Raw genomic sequence first — 19,179 nt, forward strand, 5'->3', positions numbered from 1 at the left:
TTCTGCTTGAACTTATAACAAGAAGGCGTAGCTGAGTTTGGCAAACAAGGTGCGGCTGTCTTGCTCTAAGCGGCTGTAATCATCGTTGTTAAAGCGGCCATCACCGTAACCTAAGTAGAACACCGTCAGGGGGTTAACCTTGTAGCCATACAGGAGTTCGCTCGACAGCGAGGCGCTGCTGTTATCCACTTCGGCGTAACGGTATTGCGCGGGATCGCGGTCGATGTCGGTGTAGATGGCGGTAAAGCGCACAAAACTGCGTAGCGAGAACTGCCAATTGAGGCGCAAATCGCTTAAGTTCGCCGTGAATAGGGGGCTACCATCCACTTCCAGTTCTCGCCAAGTGTGGCGAAAGTGGGTATCAATGCCGCGGGTGGGCTTCCAGTTGATCCAGCCGTTGATGTGTTTCATGTCGGCCAGCTGGTTATTGGCAAAATCGATCTGATCGCCGGCGCGCAGGTTGAGGCCAAATTTCAGATCCGCATAGGGGCGCACTTCGCCGTACACGCCGTACCAGTTCTCATCAAATAACGGCGCATTGTTGCTGATCGCTAAGCTGCTGCCATCATTACGGCGGCCAGCGCGTTCACGGGCACCGCCATAAATCTCAAGATACATCTCGTTGCGGCCATCCAACTCCACCCGAGCTTCGATCTCTTGTTCCAGTTTTTCGCCATCGATGTTTTCGCTGCGATCAATGTCACCGGACAGCTCGACCTGATAGAAAAAGTGATCTTGTGGGAACCAAGTGCGCCCAGCCCCCAGCACTGCTTTGCTGAAATCGACCCGATCAACGAAGCCTAAATCGGCGCGAAAATCTGGGCTGATCCGCTGGTAGTCGGCCCACATCTCATAGTGGCGGCTGTCGTAGAAATAATTCAGTTTGACTAAGGTACCGCTGAAGTTGCCTTGCTGATCTGCGCGTAAGGTTTGCTCGTTAAAGTCGCAATCGCCAAATTCACACTGTTGCTGCGGCGCTTGGCTGCAATCGTCGCCATGACAAAATTGCTGCAGTAGCTGTTGCGGGTATTCGGTGTCGGAACCCACCACGCTGGCGCGCAGGCGATGGTGATCGTCAAGCTGCCACTGGCCATCAAGCCCAACCACGGTGTTGTGATAATCGTCGGCTTGGCGGTGGGTTAAGGTGGTGCCAAGGCTGATGCCACTGTTGCCATCATAGAGGTAGCGTGCCGCCACGTTTTGGCTGCTTTCGCCCAGTTCGGTGATGTCTGAAGAGAGGTTGCCGGGCATTAAGAAGTTGGTTTGGGCATCTTGGGTGTGCAGCAGGCCAAACAGATGTTGGCCGCGTTGGCCGGTGATCTTGGTGCCAAAGTCTGGTTCTGCCAAATTGCGGGTGTTAACCAGATTGATGCGGGATTCAAAGAAGTCGGCATTATCGAGGTAAAAAGGCCGCTTTTCTGGAAAGAACAGCGCAAAGGTGGTGTTGACATCAAGCTGACCCACATCGGCTTCCACTTGGGAAAAATCGGGGTTGATGGTGGCGTTCAGCAAGGTATCTGGGGTGATCCCCCAACGCAGATCGACACTGGGTTCGATCTCATCTTGTTTATCCCACGCTTGCTCTGGGCTGTTGCGTTTTTCGCTGCGTACCGCGGTGATCCCCGGCACTACTTGCAACTGCTGTCCTGGGGTTGCTCCGGCCAAGCCTGAGGCGCGGCCCATTTGGCATAAGCGGCAACTGATGTTGCGATCAACCGCCGTGGCCGCTAAGCGGTATCGGTGTTCGCGGGGGTAGTAGCGCACCAATTCAACCCCCCAGTGCTGCAGTTCCTTGCCGTCATCGAAGGTAAACAAACGCAGTGGCAGTGCCATCTCAACGCTGTAACCATCGGCGTTGATCTGGCCTTGGCTATACCAGATCCCATCCCATGCATCGGATTCATTGCCGGTCAGTTCATTCTCGGTGCTGTCGTTTTGCACCCCATAAGGGTTAGTGAAAAACTGATACGCCAAGCGGCCTTGATCGAAGGTTTCTAACTTGATACCAACCAAGTCGTCATTCCAGACCTTATCGCGCCCAGCTAAGTGGGCGCGAATGGCGGCGGGGTTGGGATCCTGCGCCTGAAATGACACATACAGGGTATCGGCGCTGGCCAAGAGTCGGGCCGTTGTGGCTACCGGTGCGGCGGTATTTTCGCCGGGGTTGGTTTGCAGCGGCAATGCAACCGATTGCGCTTGTTGCCAAATGGGATCGCTTAAATCCCCATCTAAGAGAGGGGCTTCGCTGGCATCAATGGCGCTGATGTTGATCTGTAATCGGGGCTCTGCGGCGATAACCGCGGTGGACAGTAGGGCAAAGGGCAGCCAGAACAAATTTCGCATCGAGTGAACTCTAATTATTTTGATGCCCATATTTTGCCTAAGTGGTGTGAAATCCCAATCGCTTGATGTTGCTAATTTGTTAGTGTTTGTGTCTGGATTAGTAATTGTTTTTACTTGCGCTTTCGGAACTAATCCGCCGTATCCTCTCTGCCGTTTTGGCGTAATCAGCGTATACTTGCGCCATCTTAATTGGCGTCGGCCAACTTACCTGTGTGATTTAAGGAGCCCCAGTGGGCCAAGCGGTATTTACTCGTGGTAGCACTCTACGCCACATCTTAGTGATGACCAGCACCAGCAGCATCGGCTTAATGACCATGTTTGCGGTGGATTTAGCAGACATGTATTTCTTAAGTTTGCTGGGTGAACAAGAGTTGGCCGCCGCCATCGGTTTCGCTGGCACCTTGCTGTTTTTGCTTACCGCCATCAGCATCGGTTTGAATATCGCTATGGGGGCAATGGTGTCGCGGGCTGAAGGCGCGCACAATCGCGCAGGTGCCCGCCGTTATTGCACCAATGTGTTGCTGCTCAGTGGCATCATCAGCGCGGTGTTAACGGTGCCACTGTGGATCACCTTGCCGGATCTGCTGAGCTTTTTAGGCGCCACGGGCTTAACCCACGAATACGCCGTGGCCTATGGGCGAATATTGCTGCCCAGCACCATGTTTTTAACCGTGGGCATGGTCGGTGCGTCGGCGCTGCGAGCGGTTGGCGCGGCCAAGTTATCGATGTACGCCACCATGATTGGCGGGGCGGTTAATGCCATTTTGGATCCCCTTTTCATCTTTACTTTTGGTTGGGGCTTAGAAGGGGCGGCATGGGCATCGGTGATTGCGCGTTTAGCCATTGTGTTGATGGCGCTGATCCCACTGCACCGGAAGTACAACTTGATGGCGCCGCCGTCGCTCAATCACTTTTTGGCTGACTTTAAGCCGGTGATGGTGATTGCGTTACCGGCGATGCTGACCAACCTAGCGACCCCGATCGGCAGCAGTTACGTGCTTAAATCGATGGCGGAATTTGGTGATTCTGCGGTGGCCGGTACCGCCATTATTGGCCGCTTAGCGCCAGTGGCGTTCGGTTTTGTGTTTGCGCTATCGGGCGCCATTGGGCCGATCATTGGCCAGAACGCGGGCCAGCACCTTTATGGGCGTGTGCGCGAAGCGATCCGCAACGCCTTGTTGGTAAATCTGGTTTACGTGTGCTGCGTGTGGTTGCTGCTGGCGCTCTGCGCGGACTACGTGATCAATGCGTTTGATGCCAGTGGGGATGCGGCCGAGTTGCTGTACTTCTACCTGCATTGGTTGATTGGTGGCTTTGTGTTTGCGGGTACGCTGTTTATTACCAATGCGTGTTTTAACAACCTGAATCGCGCCCACATCGCCACTCTGTTTAACTTTGCCCGTGCCTTTTTAGGCACGGTGCCCGCGGTGTTTATTCTGGCGCCGATCTTTGGTGCTAAAGGGGTGCTTGCGGGGGAAACCATTGGCGTTGTGATCTGGTCGCTTCTGGCGGTGTGGTTGGTTAACCGTACGGTGAATGTGATCCAAGCGGGAATAGAGCTGCCGAAAACGGAGGTCGAGGAGCTATTCGAGCCGCTAAAAGAGGATGAAACCTGTCAATGGGCGTACAGCTCTGGTCAAGCGCAGTTAAATCAGCAATGCCACTCGCATATCGACAGCGACGAACGCGGCGACACCCCCGAAAAGCCAATCCGATAAACCCTCTGGCCACGCTGTTTTTACAGCGTGGCCACGGTGCTCAGCGTTGCTGCCACTCCAACCACATCTTCGATTTAAACGCTAAAAATCCCATGTCGGAATCGGGACTAAAGCGCGCGATTTTGCCGTCGTCATCCAAATAATCAAAGTACTCATAATGACGTAGGTTGTCTGCTTGGTACTGATAGCACTGGATGGTGATGCAAGCGCGTTCTTGGCTTAGATTGCGGAGCTGGTGGGTTTGGTTTAAGCCAGCGGAGATCCAAGTGATGTCGTCACGGCGGAAGCTTTGGCTGGCAAACGGCTGCTGGTGATGGGCAGAGAGCATGGCAAACAGGCTGACGTTGATCTCGCCATCCAAAACGCGAATGATGGCGTCCGCGTTGGCGTGATTGTGGATCGGCGAATAGCTTTGGCAAGGCCAGATCTCCATAACGTAGGGGATCCCTGGGGATTCCCCTTGGTTCTGACCAAGGGTGATCCGCAGATAATTCTCGTTTTTATCCTGATGATCTGACAGCTGGTGTTTACGGGCCAATTGCTGATAGCACCAGCCGTTGGGGTTGTTGATTGAAGCGTTGATGGCATCGGCAAAATCCGGGAAATCTTCGGTGTTTAAGGTGAAATCGCGACCGCTGATGTTGGCGTACAGCTGCTGACAGGCGGTACTGAGGTTTTTCGCGACGGTTTTGCTGGCACAAGCAACGTCGACCATCCGTAGCTGGTTGATGGGCGAGACCAACAGTGGCGGCTTGATGGTGACGGGATCGGTCCATTGGCGGGTGATCGCCACCGGATCCGAGGAGGAGATCTCCACCTGAGTGATCTGATGCAGCCAGGAAGGTTGGTCGTTTTCGCGTGGCGCCAGATAGGTTTCCGCCGCGCCTTGCCCGTAACTGAGTAAGCCCGTTTCGGCGCGCATTTCGCCTTTACCGTAACGAAATTGCTGGTTCAAACTGTCGATGCTGATCCAATAGGCGCAGTTGGGATCCGCATCAATCCCGCTGCTGATCTCGACGAGTGGCTGCCAGTGGCGATAATGTTTGCCAAAATCGCTCTCTACCTGCCGTGCGTATAACGTGGTTTTCTGAGCACTGACCGTCAGTTTCAGCCCTTTATCGCCGTCGTTACTGCCACAATAAAACGTCAATTGTTGCTGCGCTTTACTTGGCTGAATCGCCGCGACACTGAGTGCGCCTTGGCCGCTAACGGCCAGTGTGGCCACCACTGCGGTTGCAGCATTGGCTGTCGCTTGCGTTGCCATCTTGGCCTGATCGGGCGTTTTGGTTGCCGTTTCCATAGAACTCTCCTTGTTACTGTTATTTGACGTTGGGCTGTTGGAATGCCCGAGTGGCTAAGATCCAGCTGAAATCAGCGCCAGCGCGTTGGGCGCCTTGGTGGCAATTCATGCAGCTGTCGTACTGGTGGTAGGTTTCCATGGTGATGTTGGCGAGCTGACACTCAGGAAAAGGCATGCCGCCCGCTTGCACGCTGGTGCCATCTTCACAGCCAAAGTCGTCGTCGCTGGGGGTTTTCGCTGAAGCCGACGGTAACTGCGGCCATTGGCTGCCAATCAATTGATAGTGTTGCCACACGGTGCCAGCTAAGGCTTGGCGGTACTGCTGGTTTAAGCCGGTGGTGGAGTAATCCGGCTGGCCAGCAGCGGGTTTGGGGGTATCGGGGATCTGGCTTAAGCGCACCACATTGATGGGCTCTGGGTTGAAATCATTGGCGTCGGGCACACGGCTAGATCCTGGGTGAGCGGCAGGGTTGGCGCGGCGTACCGACGCTTGCCGTTGATACAGGGTGGGATCGTAATAGGAGGGTTGCATCTGTGCCGGCGTGGTTGGATCCTCGCCTAAGTTGTCTACCTGCTCAAAGGTGGCCCACACCCACTGGGGGAAATCCGGTGTTTTCTGGGCAATGTGGAAGCCAACCAAACCCACCTTAGTTTGCTCGCAATCGCAGCGGATCATCTGATTGGCTTGATCGCTGCAGCTTCCGGGAACCGAGACAACGGCGTTATCTAGGCTGAAAAAGCGCGAATGAAATTGAGATGGCACCCGGCGTAAATCACGCCACGCGGCTTTCACTTCAATCACCCCAACCTGATCAACGCCATTGCCTGCGGGCAAGGTGATCCCATCACTGGGCCACTGCGCTTGGTTGTAATAGCCCTGGTTGCGGATAAAGTCATATTCGACCTGATTCATGCGCACTTCGTAACGGGTAAATAAGCCGGTTTGATCGGGCAGCGGGCCGCCGAAGGCTTGATCCAACTCGTCAGCAACGGTGGTAAATTTTGAACCGGAAATTAACGCCCGCTTACCGGCAAATTCGCTGTTTTTGCAGACGGCGGTATTGGGGCGTTCCTCCCATTTAGGCGGCTTACTGCCATCTTGCGGAAACAGCTCAAACGCGGATTTCCAGCCAAGCCAAACCGGCTGCATCTGCTCATCGTATTGGCCAAACACCTTAGGATCCGAGGGGCGAAAAGGCACCCCATGGCTGCCCACTTTGGACGGCCACATCAGGGCAATGAAGTTTTGCCAATTGAAGTGATCAAAGTAGGGGCGTTTTGCGACCCCAGACAACGCAAACGGCTGCGCTGGCACTTCGGCAAGGGGCGTACCGCTGATCTTCGGCGTTAACGCACGATAGAGTGGATCCGGCTCGGCACTGGCGGTGGCAACAACGCTGGCAGAGACAAGCAAAGCAGAAAGTGTACGCATCTATTTATCCTCACACTGAGCCGGTTGCCCAGCTTGTTCAAATAGGTTCCATTGCTGCAGGGCAATCTGCATCTGCAAAGAGGTGTCTAAATTCATTAAATTGGGGTAGTTTCCGCCGCTGTAGTCTTGCGGAAATTGAGTGGTTTGGAAGTAATTAACGTTGTCTTGGCTGAACTGAGTACAGAGCCCATCAAAGCCGAAAATGGGTGGGCTGTAGCTCCCAATTTCAAAGGTGGCGCCCGCTTGATTGGCGTAGGCACCACCATGGCAGGAAAGGCATGAGCTTTGTTTGTTATCCACCGGGCCAGCCAAGCGGCCATTGCAGCCAAAGTGCTCGAACGCGCGTATTTGGGTATTCAGCACACTTTGTTGAACGGGCAGGGAGGCTGCTTGTGGCACGGCCGGGAAGGTCCAAGGATCCATCCCCCATTGCAACCCAACCGGCTGTAGGTTGTCCCAAACCGTGGCGCCGTTGCGGTTGATGTAAGCAAAGGTGCCGTAAACCCAGCGGGTCGGTGAGCGTTTATCCACCACCGCCACATCAACCTGCACTAAATGCACATCCTGCACTTGGCGCTGACATAAATACTGCTTGTCTTGTTGTCGATGGCGATTGGCTTGCCACTTGGGGCTGCCTTGCAAGTAGGCCACTTGGCTTGGTGGTACGGTTGAAAACAGAAATTTCACCACCACGGTGCCTTCGGCAAAGGGCATGCCCTTGGTGGTGGTGATGCCATTTTGTTGGCTGATCACCGGCAACCCCGCGGGATCCCAACCTTGACCAATGGTGTAAGCGCCAATGTCGTTGTACATGCCCACAGCCCAGGTTTCATAACCGGCGCTGCTGTCTGGTAAGGAGTGCAGCCCTTGCCATGGTTTGCCAAAAAAATCCCCTAAACTGGCGGTGCGTTCATTGGTTAGCCCATGCACAAACTCTCTGCCGGTGCGTTGATCAAAGGCCATCCACGGAATATGAAACCAGCGATCTTCACCATCGATGTTGGTTTGGAAACCGTCGTTGTTATTGAGATCGGCCGATTGCCCCCGTTTGACGTAATCCAAAATCGCCATGATGTACTGCTGGTAACGTTGTTCTTGCTCCCAGCTGGGCGATTCGGGCTGGTCAAAATTGACGCCCATGGGGATGGCAATGTTCAACCACGGACAGTTGGTTGCATTACAGCTTGGCTGCGTTTTCGGGTATTGATCGCTGAGGGTAAACGTTGGCCCATTCCAGTTTTTCGGCGGCGCTTGGACGGCGTCTTTCCATGCCCAATCGCCGCTGGACTGATGGGCTTTGGGCTGCGCCAAGGCGTGGCTGGTTACTAGGACTAAGGCGAGGCTGAGTCCCATCGTTGGCAGATTTTTCATCAGTAGCATTCCCTGCGTGAGTGATTAAAGCGCAATGATGTGAAGGTATTGACTGAGGGTGTCGGCTTTGTTGGCGGTTAAGGCCACTTGGATCGGCGAACCATGTTGGTCGTCCACCAGCACCATGCCCGAGCGATCGTCTTCTTCGTTTAGCTGCTGTTCGATACGCAGGTTGAAGGTTTGAGTTTGGATCAAGTTCGGTTCGGCAATAACGCTGGCGGCGAGGGGATCCCAGAAATCGAGGTAGTTGTCGATCCCGGGCCGAATGGTGCTGCTGTGAAGGATCTGCACTAAGAAACGGGCAGCGTCGTTATTGATCTCGGCCAGCTGATTAACGAAGGCCCAGTCGATGGGCACATCAGCGGTGGCATTAAGGGCGACTAAGGTGATGGGCAAGCCACTTTGAATGATCTCTTGCGCGCCGAGGGGATCCACAAAAATATTCCACTCCGCCACGGTGTTGCTGTAGTAGGGGTTGGGCTCCATGGTGGCTTGAATATTGCCGGGTGCACCGGGTTGAACAAATTCGGCGGTCAGGTTGCCGCCCATCATCACGATTTTACTCACGTGTTGGTTGATCGCTTGTTGTAAGTGGGGCTGGGCCTTTGCGTGTTGCAGTAAAGTGCCCCAAGTGGTGCCACCGCCAATGCACAGCACCGTCAGTGGACTGGTGCGCTGCAGCAGCAATTCAGTTAAAAACCGTTGGGCATCGGCCACCGTGGCGACGGTGTTTTGTTGGGGAAACGCCGCACCGTAGTGGCGATCGGCCGCTTGTCGGTCTGCCCCAGGGAAAGTATTGCTGTATCGCAGCGGTGCATTGCTGCCAGCCGCCACTGGAATGTTGCGGTCGCTTGGCACTCCGGTTAAACACAGCATATTACTGATGTTGCGGACACCTTGGCTTAGGTGGACGTCGCCAGTGCCGGTAACGGTAATGCCCACCACCTCAATGCGTGGGTGTTTCAGAAGATATAGGATGGCCAGGTAGTCATCAAAGTCGGCATCGGTATCAATTAATACGGGTATTTTTGTCGGGGTCATAGCGGCTTCCTTGCGTTCGTGACAGAGTGCGATAATCACAATGTAGAACTTGAAGGCGTTTTTTGTGGCTAAAAAAAAGCAAAAAAAATTGAGCCTTTTTGTTTAAATTTCAAATAGTAACAATGCTGTCGCTCGTCATGATTTTGACGCAACTCAGCGCATGTTGAGCAGGCAAGCGGCTGATGGATTGGCGCCATGCATTGGTGTTTTTAGCAATAGGAGAGGCCCACCGTGGCGCATAACCTTAACCAGCTGCGGGTGCTGGCGGCGCTGTTGCAGCAGCCCAATCTCACTTACGTTGGGCAGCAGCTGCACCTAACTCAGTCGGCGGTAAGCAAGGTGCTGGCGCAACTGCGAATTGAATTTAACGATCCGTTGCTGGTGCGGGATGGACAGCGCTATTTGCTCAGTGCCAAAGCGCAGCAGTTGCAGCAGCAATTGCCGCAACGGTTGGCGTTATTAGAAGAGCTATACCAGCCGCAGCAGTTTGATGCGCAAGGCTGCGAGCGCCGCTTTGTGCTGGCGTCGTCGGATTACGTGGCCGAGCATATTTTTCCGGTCATTGTGGAAAAAGTGGCGCAACAGGCGCCTTTGGTGCGGTTGGAGTTTCAGCTGTGGCATAAGTCGCAGCTGAGCCAGATGGCCACCACCGCAGTGGATCTGGTCTCCACCATTGTGGACGTCGCCCCAGAGAATTGCTGTGCCATCCACCAAGGCCAAGATGGCTTAGTGGTGTTGATGGATCGTCGCCATCCGTTGGCGGCAACGCCGCTCACGCTGGCGGATTACCTGCAAGCACAGCACCTGCTGATCAGTGGGGGTGGCGACAAAGACAGTTTGGTGGATCAAGCGCTTGGGCTGCAGGGGCAACAGCGCTATATCCGCGCGCAGGTGCCATTTTTTAGTGCCGCAACAGCATTGCTGGCGAATAGCCAACTGCTGCTGACCACGCCGATGCACATTGCCGAGCAACTGTGCGAACCGGGGCAGCTGTGTTGGCAACCGTTACCCTTCGCGCTACCGCAGCAGCAATACCAGCTGTTTTGGCATCAGCGCCACGACAGCGACTTAGCACACCAATGGTTGCGGCAGTTGGCCTTGCCCTGTTTGCAAGGCCATCTGCAGCGCAAAGTGGCGCAAGGTTTGGCCGCTAAAACAACCTGAGCGGCAAGGTGGTGAGAGATGAGTGTCAGTGGCTGACAAAGGCATGGCCTTTTGGAATGGCTACAATGAGAAACCATCACTTCTGGGAATCATCTCGTTGGCATAGACTGGCGCCATCAACTTTTTTCTGGATTTTGTATGACCTTAACGACTTGGTTGCCGCTGGCACTTATCTGCACTTTAGGCGCGATCTCACCGGGGCCAAGTTTGGCGCTGGTGATCAACAACACCATTAGTGGTGGCACCAACCGCGGCTTGATGACGGCCATTGGCCATGGCTTAGGGGTGGGTCTTTATGCGCTGATCACCGCCGCTGGTTTGGGAGTGCTGATCACCCAGAGCCCGCTGTTGTTTACTGGGATCCAATACGCTGGAGCCGCCTTTTTGCTGTATACCGCCATCAACATATTGCGCAGCAGCCGCGCCGCCAATGGCGGCGAACAAGAGGATGAGGCCGCTCATCAAGGACGCTTTGTTGGTTTTGGTGGTGGTTTCTTAGTGGCGTTTTTAAACCCCAAATTAGCGCTGTTCTTTTTAGCGTTGTTCAGCCAATTTGTGTCGCCGCAGCAAAGCCTGTTCGAGCAACTGATCATGATGGCAACGGCAGGAGGGATTGATGCCCTCTGGTACGGTTTGGTGGCCCTTGGGATCGGCAAAACCGGTTTGTTGCTGCTGTTAAAGCGCCATAGTGTGTGGGTGGATCGGATCAGCGCGGTGATTTTCATTGGGATCGCCGCGGCGGTTGTACTGCAGTGATCTGGATCACGACAAGTGGCGAAGAACTGTAAAGTTTACGGTTCTTTCACGGCCAAATTGTTAGCATGTGCTCACGAAGTATTCAGTGTCGAGAGAGGTTGTGATGGTAAATGTGAATCAAGCCGCGGTGACTCAGCAGCCAGTGGTGGCCAAGTCCGCCACCACGCGAGAAGCTCAAGCGCAGTTGTCGCAGCATCAGCAACCCCATGCTGAGGCCGATAAAGTCACCCTAAGCCCCCAAGCGCAAGCCATTGCCAAGGGTGAAATTGAGCCGGAAGAGGGGTTGCTGCAAGACGCAAAAACCTTTACCTATGCCGCGCTTGGTATGGATCATCCGCAGCAGATGGAACAGATTGACGACGACGCTTACACTGCCGGTCAGGTGGTTAAGGCTGCCGCCACTGTGGTGGGCGTAGGCTTAATGCTGTAAGCGAAAATCAGTAATAAAAAACGGCGCCGATTGGCGCCGTTTTTTATGGTGTTGTGGCTGCTATTCGCCCATGCGGTGTACTTCACGGTAGTGATCAACCCAATACGCGGTGGCGCCACAAATGGCTACTGGCATCAATATTAGGTTCAATACCGGCACCATGGCGATCACCGCGCAAGTGGCACCAAAGGTAAAGGCACGCCAGCGTTGCATCTTTAGGGCGCCTTTCATTCTGGCGAAAGGCACCTTGTGGTTATCGAAGGGGTAATCCAGATACTGCACCGCCATCATCCAGGCGGTAAAGGCAAACCAAGCAAGGGCGCCGATCCCCGGCACAAAGATCAAAATCAGCAAAAACAAAATGGCGCGAGGCAGGTAATAACCCAGTTTGGTCAGTTCGCGGCCAATCAAGCGCGGTGCGTCTTTAACCAGATCGATCATGCCGCCGCTGTTCAGCTCTTGTCCGGTGAGTTTCTTTTCAACCTGTTCCGCCAACAAGCCATTAAAGGGGGCGGCGATGAAGTTCATCACGGTGGTAAACAGGTATGAAGCACTGACAACCACCGAGAGAAACACCAGCGGCCACAATAAGAAGTTAAGCCAATCGAGGTACTCGGGCAAAGTGCCCATCAGGCTGTCGATCCACAGGCTGAGCTGATGAAACAGGAAGTAAAACGCCGCTGAAAACAGCACTAAGTTGATGCTCAGTGGGATCACCACAAAGCGGCGCAGCCCCGGCTGACGGATCAACTCTAAGCCTTTAAGCAGATATTGGACGCCACTGGCGCCAGCAGGCAAAACCGTTTGAGTCATAATCGCTTCACATCTAACAAATTAAAGGCTAATTGTGTTGCCTGATATGCCACCGGGTCAACGCCAAGCTGTTACAAAATATCGCGGCAGGTGGTATTGTTGCGGCAATCTGCCCCCTCAAAAACGATTTCATCTCTCTTCATGCGGCTAAAACACATAAAGCTGGCCGGCTTTAAATCCTTTGTTGATCCCACCAAGGTGGCCTTTCCCGATCCGATGACCGCCATCGTCGGCCCGAACGGCTGCGGTAAATCCAATGTTATTGACGCTGTCCGCTGGGTTTTAGGCGAAAGCAACGCCAAAAATCTGCGTGGCGACGCCATGACCGATGTGATTTTTAATGGCTCCACCGCACGTAAAGCGGTGTCGCTAGCCAGCGTTGAATTGGAGTTTGATAACAGTGATGGCCGGTTAGAGGGGCAGTTTGCCAGTTACGCTGAAATCTCCGTGAAACGGCAGGTTAACCGCGAAGCGCAGTCGAGTTACTTTCTTAATGGCAGCAAATGCCGACGTCGCGACATTACCGATCTGTTTATGGGCACTGGTTTGGGGCCGCGCAGCTACGCCATTATTGAACAAGGCACGGTGTCGCGCTTAATTGAATCGAAGCCGCAAGAGCTGCGAGTGTTCATTGAGGAAGCGGCGGGGATCTCCCGCTATAAAGAGCGCCGCCGCGAAACTGAAAATCGGATCCGTCATACCCGCGAAAACCTAGAGCGACTGGCGGACATTCGCAATGAACTGGCCAGTCAAATTGAAAAGTTGGAACAGCAGGCGCAAGCCGCCAAACGCTATCGTTTATTGAAAGGCGAAGAGCGCACCTTAACCGGTGAATTGATCGCACTGCGTTGGCGCGAGGCCGATCGCAAGATGGCGCGCTTAGCCACCCAAATCCAGCAACAACAGCAACGCTTAACCGCGCTGCAAGACAGTCTCAGCGGTGATGATGCGGTGCAACTGCAGTTGCAACAGCAAAAAACCGAACTGAGCGGCAACGCGCAAACCAGCCAGCAGCAACGCTTTGCCTTGGGCACCGAAATCACCAAAATTGAGCAGCAGCAACTGCACGCTAAAGCGCGGCAACAGCAGGTAGAGAGCGAACAGCGCCGCAACCAACAACAACTGAGCGATGCCCAACAGCAACAACAAGATCTGCAGCGAGCGCAGCAAGCCTTAGAGGGCAGCTTGCAGCAGGCCAACCCAATGCTGACTTTGCTTGGCGATACCGCAGCCACCATAAAGCAGCAATATCAACAGCTGGAACAGCAGCACGACACTGCCGAGCAGCAACGGGAGCTGTGCCAGCAACAGCAGCAACAAGCGGATAAGTTGCTGCATGAAATCAGTAGCGAGCTGGCGGCGAACAGGCGTGAACAGCAGCAAAAACAAGAGCAACAGCAACAAAGCGAACAACAACTGCAACAACTGTTACTGCCGCAGCTGCAAGACTCGTTAACGCAAGCGCAGCAGCAAAGTGACGGTGCCGATGGCGAACACCACGCGGCTCAGCAGCGGTTGCAGCAGGCGGAACTGGCTCACCAGGCAATGGTGCTGCAGTTAACTCAAACGCGGCAACAGCAGCAGCAAGTAAAAGACCAGTTAACCGAACAGCAGGCGCAGCAGCAAGCGCTGCAAACCCTGATAGCGGCACGCCAAACCGAACTGCCGGCCGAGCTGGCGTCACTGCCGCGCTTATGGCAGCAGCTGCAGGTCGTGCCGCACTGGGCCGGTGCGGTTGAACGGGTGTTGGGTGAACGCTTGCAAGGAGTGATTGCTGCCGAACCGTTAGCGTTGCCCCAAGGGGCATGGCAATTCCAGTTGGAACCGGGCACCGCGTCAACTCCGGCAGCAAACAGTTCAAGAACCTGGCCATCGTTGGCACAACAGGTTGCCAGCCCTTGCAATCTCGCCCCTTGGCTCAGCCACGTTTATTGCGCCGCCGATCCCGCCCAACAACAGCAATGGCTGAGTGATTGTCAGCCGCACGAATCGGTCATCTTGGCCAACGGCGATTGGCGCGGCAACGGTTTTGTGGGCCGAGCAGGCAGCGCCACCGAACTGCCGCTGACCCAGTTGCAGCTGCAGTTACAGCAGTTGATGGCACAACAGCAGCAAAACCAGCAAGCGCTGCAGCACATCAACGCTGAACAGGCCAGCGCCGCAGACGCCCATGCCGCGGCAGAGACGATGTTGCAACAGCGCCAGCAGCAGTTACAGCAAGCGCGAGAATGGCAGCTGCAACAACACAACCAAATCGAGAAATGGCAGCATCAGCTGACGTTGGCACAGCAGCAACAGGCGCTGCTGCAGCAACAAACGGCGCAAGCCCAACAGGAACTGCAGCAGTTGCAACAACAGCAGCAGCAATTACAGCAGCGCCAACAACAGGCGCAACAAGGGTTGCAACAGCACCAGCAGGAATTGAACCAACGACAGCAGCAGTTGCTGCAGCTACGGCAAGATCTAAAACAGCAGCGGCAACAGCTGGATGACGTGGCCAGCAAGGTGCAGCAAAGCCAATTGCAACAGCAAAGCGATAAAGCGCGGCTGGCGGGCATTGCCGATCAGCTCTCTCAAGCCCATCACAACGTACAGCAGTGGCAGCAACGGCTGCACGATGGCGAGCAGCAGTTACAGCAGTTACTTGCGCCACTGCAGCCGCAACAACAGCAGCTGCAGCAGTTCATGGCACAACGTGCTGAACTTGAGCAGCAACAGCAGCAACAGCAACAGCAATTGGCGCAGTTAGAGGGGCGATTAGCGGCCATCAATGACAGCGCCCGTGGCCAGCAAGGGCAGCGGGATAAGATCCAGCAACAGAAGCTGAAACTGGAATTAGAACACGAAGGCTGGCGGGTGAAAGCGCAGGGGCAATTGGATCTGCTGGCAGAAAGCCAACTGCAGCTGCAACCGCTGCTGGATGGTCTGGATAGTGCGGTGCAGTTGCCGCAACGGCAAGCGCAGTTAAACCAAGTGAAAGCCAGCATCGAGCGGTTAGGGCCGATCAACTTGGCCGCCATTGACGAATTTGAACAGCAGCATCAACGCAAGCAATATCTGGATCAGCAAGACAACGATCTGAGCAAAGCGTTAGAGATGCTGGAAGGGGCGATCCGCAAAATTGATCGCGAAACCAAAGCGCGTTTTAAAACCACCTTTGATGCCATCAATGCGGATCTTATAACGCTGTTTCCGAAAGTATTCGGCGGCGGCAGTGCCAGCTTAGAACTGACCGGTGATGATCTGTTGGAAGCGGGCGTGACCATTATGGCGCAGCCTCCGGGCAAGAAAAACAGCACCATTCATCTGCTCTCCGGTGGCGAAAAAGCCCTAACGGCGCTGTCGTTGGTGTTCGCGATTTTCCGCCTGAATCCGGCGCCATTTTGTTTATTGGATGAAGTTGATGCACCATTGGACGATGCCAACGTGGGTCGTTTCTGCCGATTGGTCAAAGAGATGTCTGAAACTGTCCAATTTATCTTCATTAGCCACAATAAGATCTCAATGGAGATGGCAGATCGCTTAACGGGCGTTACAATGGCAGAGCCGGGGTGCTCACGCATCGTGGCCGTGGATATAGAAGCGGCTGCTGCACTGGCCCAAATCGAATAACTACAAGGTATTGCGCCACTATGGATGACATGCGTATCGTCTTTCTCGTTGTCGGGAGCATAGCGATAACCGCTTTGATGATTCACGGTTTCTACACCGTGCAAAAGAAAAAGCCAAAAGCCCAAAATCGTCGTACACCCGCCGTGAAAGCCAAAAAGGCCGCGCCTCGGGTTGCACCAGAGTTGGATGATGAGCCTGAACTCAGCCCGATCCGTGCCGTTGAGCCAGAGCAGCCACAACCTGCTCAGCCCAGCCTGCTGCAAGACGACATTGCCCCGATCCCAGAGCCAAAGGCGAAACCCGCCCGCAGCCGCAGTGCTGTACGCCGCGAACCCGTTATGGACAGCGAGCAAATTGAATTAGGGCTTGAAGCCGACGCAGGGGCGTTGGAGTCAAGCTTAACGTCAGCACAGCCAAGCCAGTCCGAAGTGGCGGCCCCGATGGCAACCGCAGAGCCACTGCTGGCGTCGGCAGAGCCGCAACCCGAAGTTGCGGTGATCGCACCTGAGCCGGCGCCGGTATTAGCAACCTCAGCACCCACAGAGCCGCAATTCAGTGCTGCTGCCCCAGCGCAAGAAAACAACCCGGTTGCCGCTGACGTCGCCAGTGCAGATCCCGCTGAGGTGGACGCCGTTGCCGAGCCGACCGACGTGTTGGTGCTGTACGTGGTTGGCCAAGCCAACAGCGACATTCGTGGTGAAGAATTGCTGCCAAACTTAACCTCCATGGGCTTTAAGTTTGGTGAGATGGATATTTTCCATCGCCATCAGCACAGCGCCGGTACGGGGCCAGTGTTGTACTCGCTGGCGAACATGTTGCAGCCGGGCACCTTTGACTTGGACAACATGGAGCAGTTCAGCAGCGAAGGGGTGTTGTTGTTCTTAACCTTGCCAACCAATAATGATGCCCGAGTCGCGTTTTCAATGATGTTGGGCAACGCTCAAGGTCTGGCCGACATGCACGGCGGTCAGGTGTTGGACGATCAACGCCAGCCATGGTCTGAGATGGCGCGCGATAATTACCTGCAGCGCATTCAAACCGCAGAAAACGCCGTTAATGCCTAGGTGGCACCCAATAGCAATCAAAAGGTCGCCTGGTGCGGCCTTTTGTGTCATTAGCGAAAGATTGAGAATCCAATGAGTCAAGCAGCCAAGCAACGCATTGATGCGTTATGTCAGCAATTAACCGAGCACAATCACCAATATTACGTGCTGGATAACCCATCGATCCCGGATGCGGAATACGATCGGTTGATGCGAGAACTGCAACAGCTAGAGCGAGAGCATCCCGCGCTGTTGCGGGCCGACTCCCCCAGCCAGCGAGTGGGCGGTGAACCCTTAGCGCAGTTTAATTCCGTGGCACACCTGAAGCCGATGCTGAGTTTGGACAACGCCATGAATGAAGCGGAGTTCAGTGCATTTCATCAGCGTTTGGTTGAACGCCTAGGCAGTGCTGAGATCCAATACTGCAGCGAACCTAAGTTGGATGGCATCGCCGTGAGTTTGCTTTACCGCGACGGCGTATTAGAGCGGGCGGCAACCCGTGGTGATGGCATGACCGGTGAAGAGATCACCCAGAACGTCAAAACCATTGGCTCGGTGCCGCTGCGTTTGCAAGGCGATGATTTCCCGACCTTGCTGGAAGTGCGTGGTGAGGCCTTTATGCCTAAAGCGGGCTTCGATGAGATGAACCGCAAAGCCCATGCCGCAGGGGAAAAGACCTTTGTTAACCCACGCAACGCCGCCGCGGGCAGCTTGCGTCAACTTGATAGCCGCATTACCGCCACCCGCCCGTTGGCATTTTACGCCTATGCGATGGGCGTGGTGGAAGGACAACGCCAGCCGCTGGACAACGGCCATTACCAGCAATTACAGCAGCTGAAATCTTGGGGGCTGCCGGTGTCGCCTTTGGTGGAACTGGCCTTAGGCGAGCAGGGCGGTTTGGCCTATTTTCGTCGGGTGAACGAGGAACGGGCCAGCTTGCCTTATGAAATTGATGGGGTGGTTATCAAGGTCAACCAGCTGGAACAGCAGCAACAGCTGGGTTTTGTTGCCCGTGCCCCGCGTTGGGCCATCGCTTGTAAGTTCCCCGCGGAGGAGGAGCTAACCACGTTAAACGACGTTGAGTTTCAAGTGGGCCGCACCGGAGCGGTAACGCCAGTTGCCCGATTAGAGCCGGTCTTTGTCGGGGGCGTAACGGTCTCGAATGCCACGTTACATAACGGCGATGAGATTGCGCGTTTAGGCGTGCAAATTGGCGATACGGTGATCATTCGCCGCGCGGGTGATGTGATCCCGCAAATCGTGTCGGTGGTGCAGGATCGTCGCCCCGAAGATGCCCGCGTTATTGAGATCCCAACCGAGTGCCCGGTGTGTCAATCGAAAGTCGAGCGTTTTGAAGGCGAAGCCGTTGCTCGTTGCAGTGGTGGTTTATTCTGCGAAGCGCAGCGCAAAGAAGCGATTAAGCACTTTGCATCGCGTAAAGCGCTGGATGTGGATGGCCTGGGTGACAAATTGGTCGAGCTGCTGGTGGATAAAGAGTTGGTGAAAACCCCAGCGGATCTGTTTGGTTTATCGGCATCTGCCTTAACCATGCTGCCGCGAATGGGGATGAAATCGGCAGAAAAGTTGATTAAATCCTTAGATGCTGCCCGTGCAACCACTTTGCCGCGTTTCCTCTATAGCTTAGGGATCCGCGAAGTGGGCGAAGCCACCGCAGCCAATTTGGCGCGCCACTTTAAAACCTTGCCGGCGTTGGCCGCGGCGGAAGTGGACGATCTGATTGCCGTGGATGAAGTGGGCGAAATTGTGGCCAAACACGTGTATTACTTCTTCCGTCAGCCCCATAACCAAGAGGTGATCGCCGCCTTAACCGCGGGTGAGTCTGCCACGGTGTATTGGCCAGAAATTGCTGAGATCGCGGAGGATCAGCAGCCACTAAAAGGGCAAACCTGGGTGCTTACCGGCACCATGAGCCAAATGGGCCGCGCTGACGCTAAAGCCGCATTAGAAGCGTTAGGCGCTAAGGTGTCGGGCAGTGTCTCTAAAAACACCAGTACCTTGGTTGCTGGGGAAAAGGCCGGTTCTAAGCTCACTAAAGCCACCGATTTAGGGGTGGCGGTATTGGATGAACAAGGGCTGCTGGATCTGCTTGCCCAGCATCAATAACGGTTAGCGCAAATAAAAACGCCGTGGCAATT

General features: G+C 54.8%; 13 protein-coding genes. 7 read left to right on the forward strand and 6 right to left on the reverse strand.

What is annotated here, in order from left to right:
* Nucleotides 1–12 precede the first annotated feature (12 nt).
* A complete protein-coding gene (locus Q0796_RS11985; RefSeq protein ID WP_298443434.1) occupies nucleotides 13–2,343 on the reverse strand; it encodes a carbohydrate binding family 9 domain-containing protein in 2,331 nt (776 codons plus the stop codon).
* 230 nt (nucleotides 2,344–2,573) lie between these two features.
* Here Q0796_RS11985 and Q0796_RS11990 point away from each other — a divergent pair, with 230 nt between their 5' ends.
* Complete coding sequence (locus Q0796_RS11990) at nucleotides 2,574–4,061, forward strand: MATE family efflux transporter (RefSeq protein WP_298443437.1); 1,488 nt, start codon at nucleotides 2,574–2,576, stop codon at nucleotides 4,059–4,061.
* A gap of 40 nt (nucleotides 4,062–4,101) precedes the next feature.
* On the opposite strand, the gene Q0796_RS11995 is transcribed toward Q0796_RS11990, so the two are convergent.
* The 4 genes from Q0796_RS11995 to Q0796_RS12010 are packed head-to-tail and all read right to left on the reverse strand — an operon-like array spanning nucleotide 4,102 to nucleotide 9,205.
* A complete protein-coding gene (locus Q0796_RS11995; RefSeq protein WP_298443440.1) occupies nucleotides 4,102–5,361 on the reverse strand; it encodes a hypothetical protein in 1,260 nt (419 codons plus the stop codon).
* Between the two features lie 19 nt (nucleotides 5,362–5,380).
* Entirely contained in the window at nucleotides 5,381–6,793 is a 1,413-nt protein-coding gene (locus tag Q0796_RS12000; RefSeq protein ID WP_298443441.1) for a hypothetical protein, read from the reverse strand.
* Nucleotides 6,794–8,164 carry a hypothetical protein gene (locus Q0796_RS12005; protein ID WP_298443444.1) on the reverse strand — a complete coding sequence of 457 codons (1,371 nt, stop codon included), beginning with the start codon at nucleotides 8,162–8,164 and terminating at the stop codon, nucleotides 6,794–6,796. It lies immediately after the preceding gene.
* A gap of 24 nt (nucleotides 8,165–8,188) precedes the next feature.
* A complete protein-coding gene (locus Q0796_RS12010) occupies nucleotides 8,189–9,205 on the reverse strand; it encodes a nucleoside hydrolase (RefSeq protein WP_298443447.1) in 1,017 nt (338 codons plus the stop codon).
* Nucleotides 9,206–9,436: 231 nt separating this feature from the next.
* On the opposite strand from Q0796_RS12010, the gene Q0796_RS12015 reads away from it, so the two are divergent.
* The 3 genes from Q0796_RS12015 (at nucleotide 9,437) to Q0796_RS12025 (ending at nucleotide 11,555) form a co-directional block, all read left to right on the forward strand.
* Nucleotides 9,437–10,369 (forward strand): LysR family transcriptional regulator, encoded by a 933-nt coding sequence (locus Q0796_RS12015; protein ID WP_298443451.1) that lies wholly within the window; start codon nucleotides 9,437–9,439, stop codon nucleotides 10,367–10,369.
* A gap of 138 nt (nucleotides 10,370–10,507) precedes the next feature.
* Nucleotides 10,508–11,125, forward strand: coding sequence for a LysE family translocator (locus tag Q0796_RS12020; protein WP_298443457.1), 618 nt, complete (start codon nucleotides 10,508–10,510; stop codon nucleotides 11,123–11,125).
* Nucleotides 11,126–11,228: 103 nt separating this feature from the next.
* Nucleotides 11,229–11,555, forward strand: a complete 327-nt coding sequence (locus Q0796_RS12025) for a hypothetical protein (RefSeq protein ID WP_298443460.1) — start codon at nucleotides 11,229–11,231, stop codon at nucleotides 11,553–11,555.
* Between the two features lie 60 nt (nucleotides 11,556–11,615).
* Here the strand turns inward: Q0796_RS12025 and cysZ are convergent, their stop codons facing one another.
* Nucleotides 11,616–12,368 (reverse strand): sulfate transporter CysZ, encoded by a 753-nt coding sequence (gene cysZ / locus Q0796_RS12030; RefSeq protein ID WP_298443463.1) that lies wholly within the window; start codon nucleotides 12,366–12,368, stop codon nucleotides 11,616–11,618.
* A 141-nt stretch (nucleotides 12,369–12,509) separates the two neighbouring features.
* Here cysZ and smc point away from each other — a divergent pair, with 141 nt between their 5' ends.
* From smc to ligA, 3 genes are all read left to right on the forward strand, one after another.
* On the forward strand, nucleotides 12,510–15,980 hold the full coding sequence (gene smc / locus Q0796_RS12035) for a chromosome segregation protein SMC (RefSeq protein WP_298443466.1): 3,471 nt from the start codon (nucleotides 12,510–12,512) through the stop codon (nucleotides 15,978–15,980).
* Nucleotides 15,981–16,009: 29 nt separating this feature from the next.
* Nucleotides 16,010–17,044, forward strand: a complete 1,035-nt coding sequence (gene zipA / locus Q0796_RS12040) for a cell division protein ZipA (RefSeq protein WP_298443537.1) — start codon at nucleotides 16,010–16,012, stop codon at nucleotides 17,042–17,044.
* 72 nt (nucleotides 17,045–17,116) lie between these two features.
* Nucleotides 17,117–19,147: an NAD-dependent DNA ligase LigA gene (gene ligA / locus Q0796_RS12045; RefSeq protein ID WP_298443469.1), complete on the forward strand. Its 2,031-nt coding sequence runs from the start codon at nucleotides 17,117–17,119 to the stop codon at nucleotides 19,145–19,147.
* The last annotated feature ends 32 nt before the right edge of the window (nucleotides 19,148–19,179 follow it).

This window comes from uncultured Ferrimonas sp. (assembly GCF_947489035.1).
Lineage (GTDB): Bacteria > Pseudomonadota > Gammaproteobacteria > Enterobacterales > Shewanellaceae > Ferrimonas.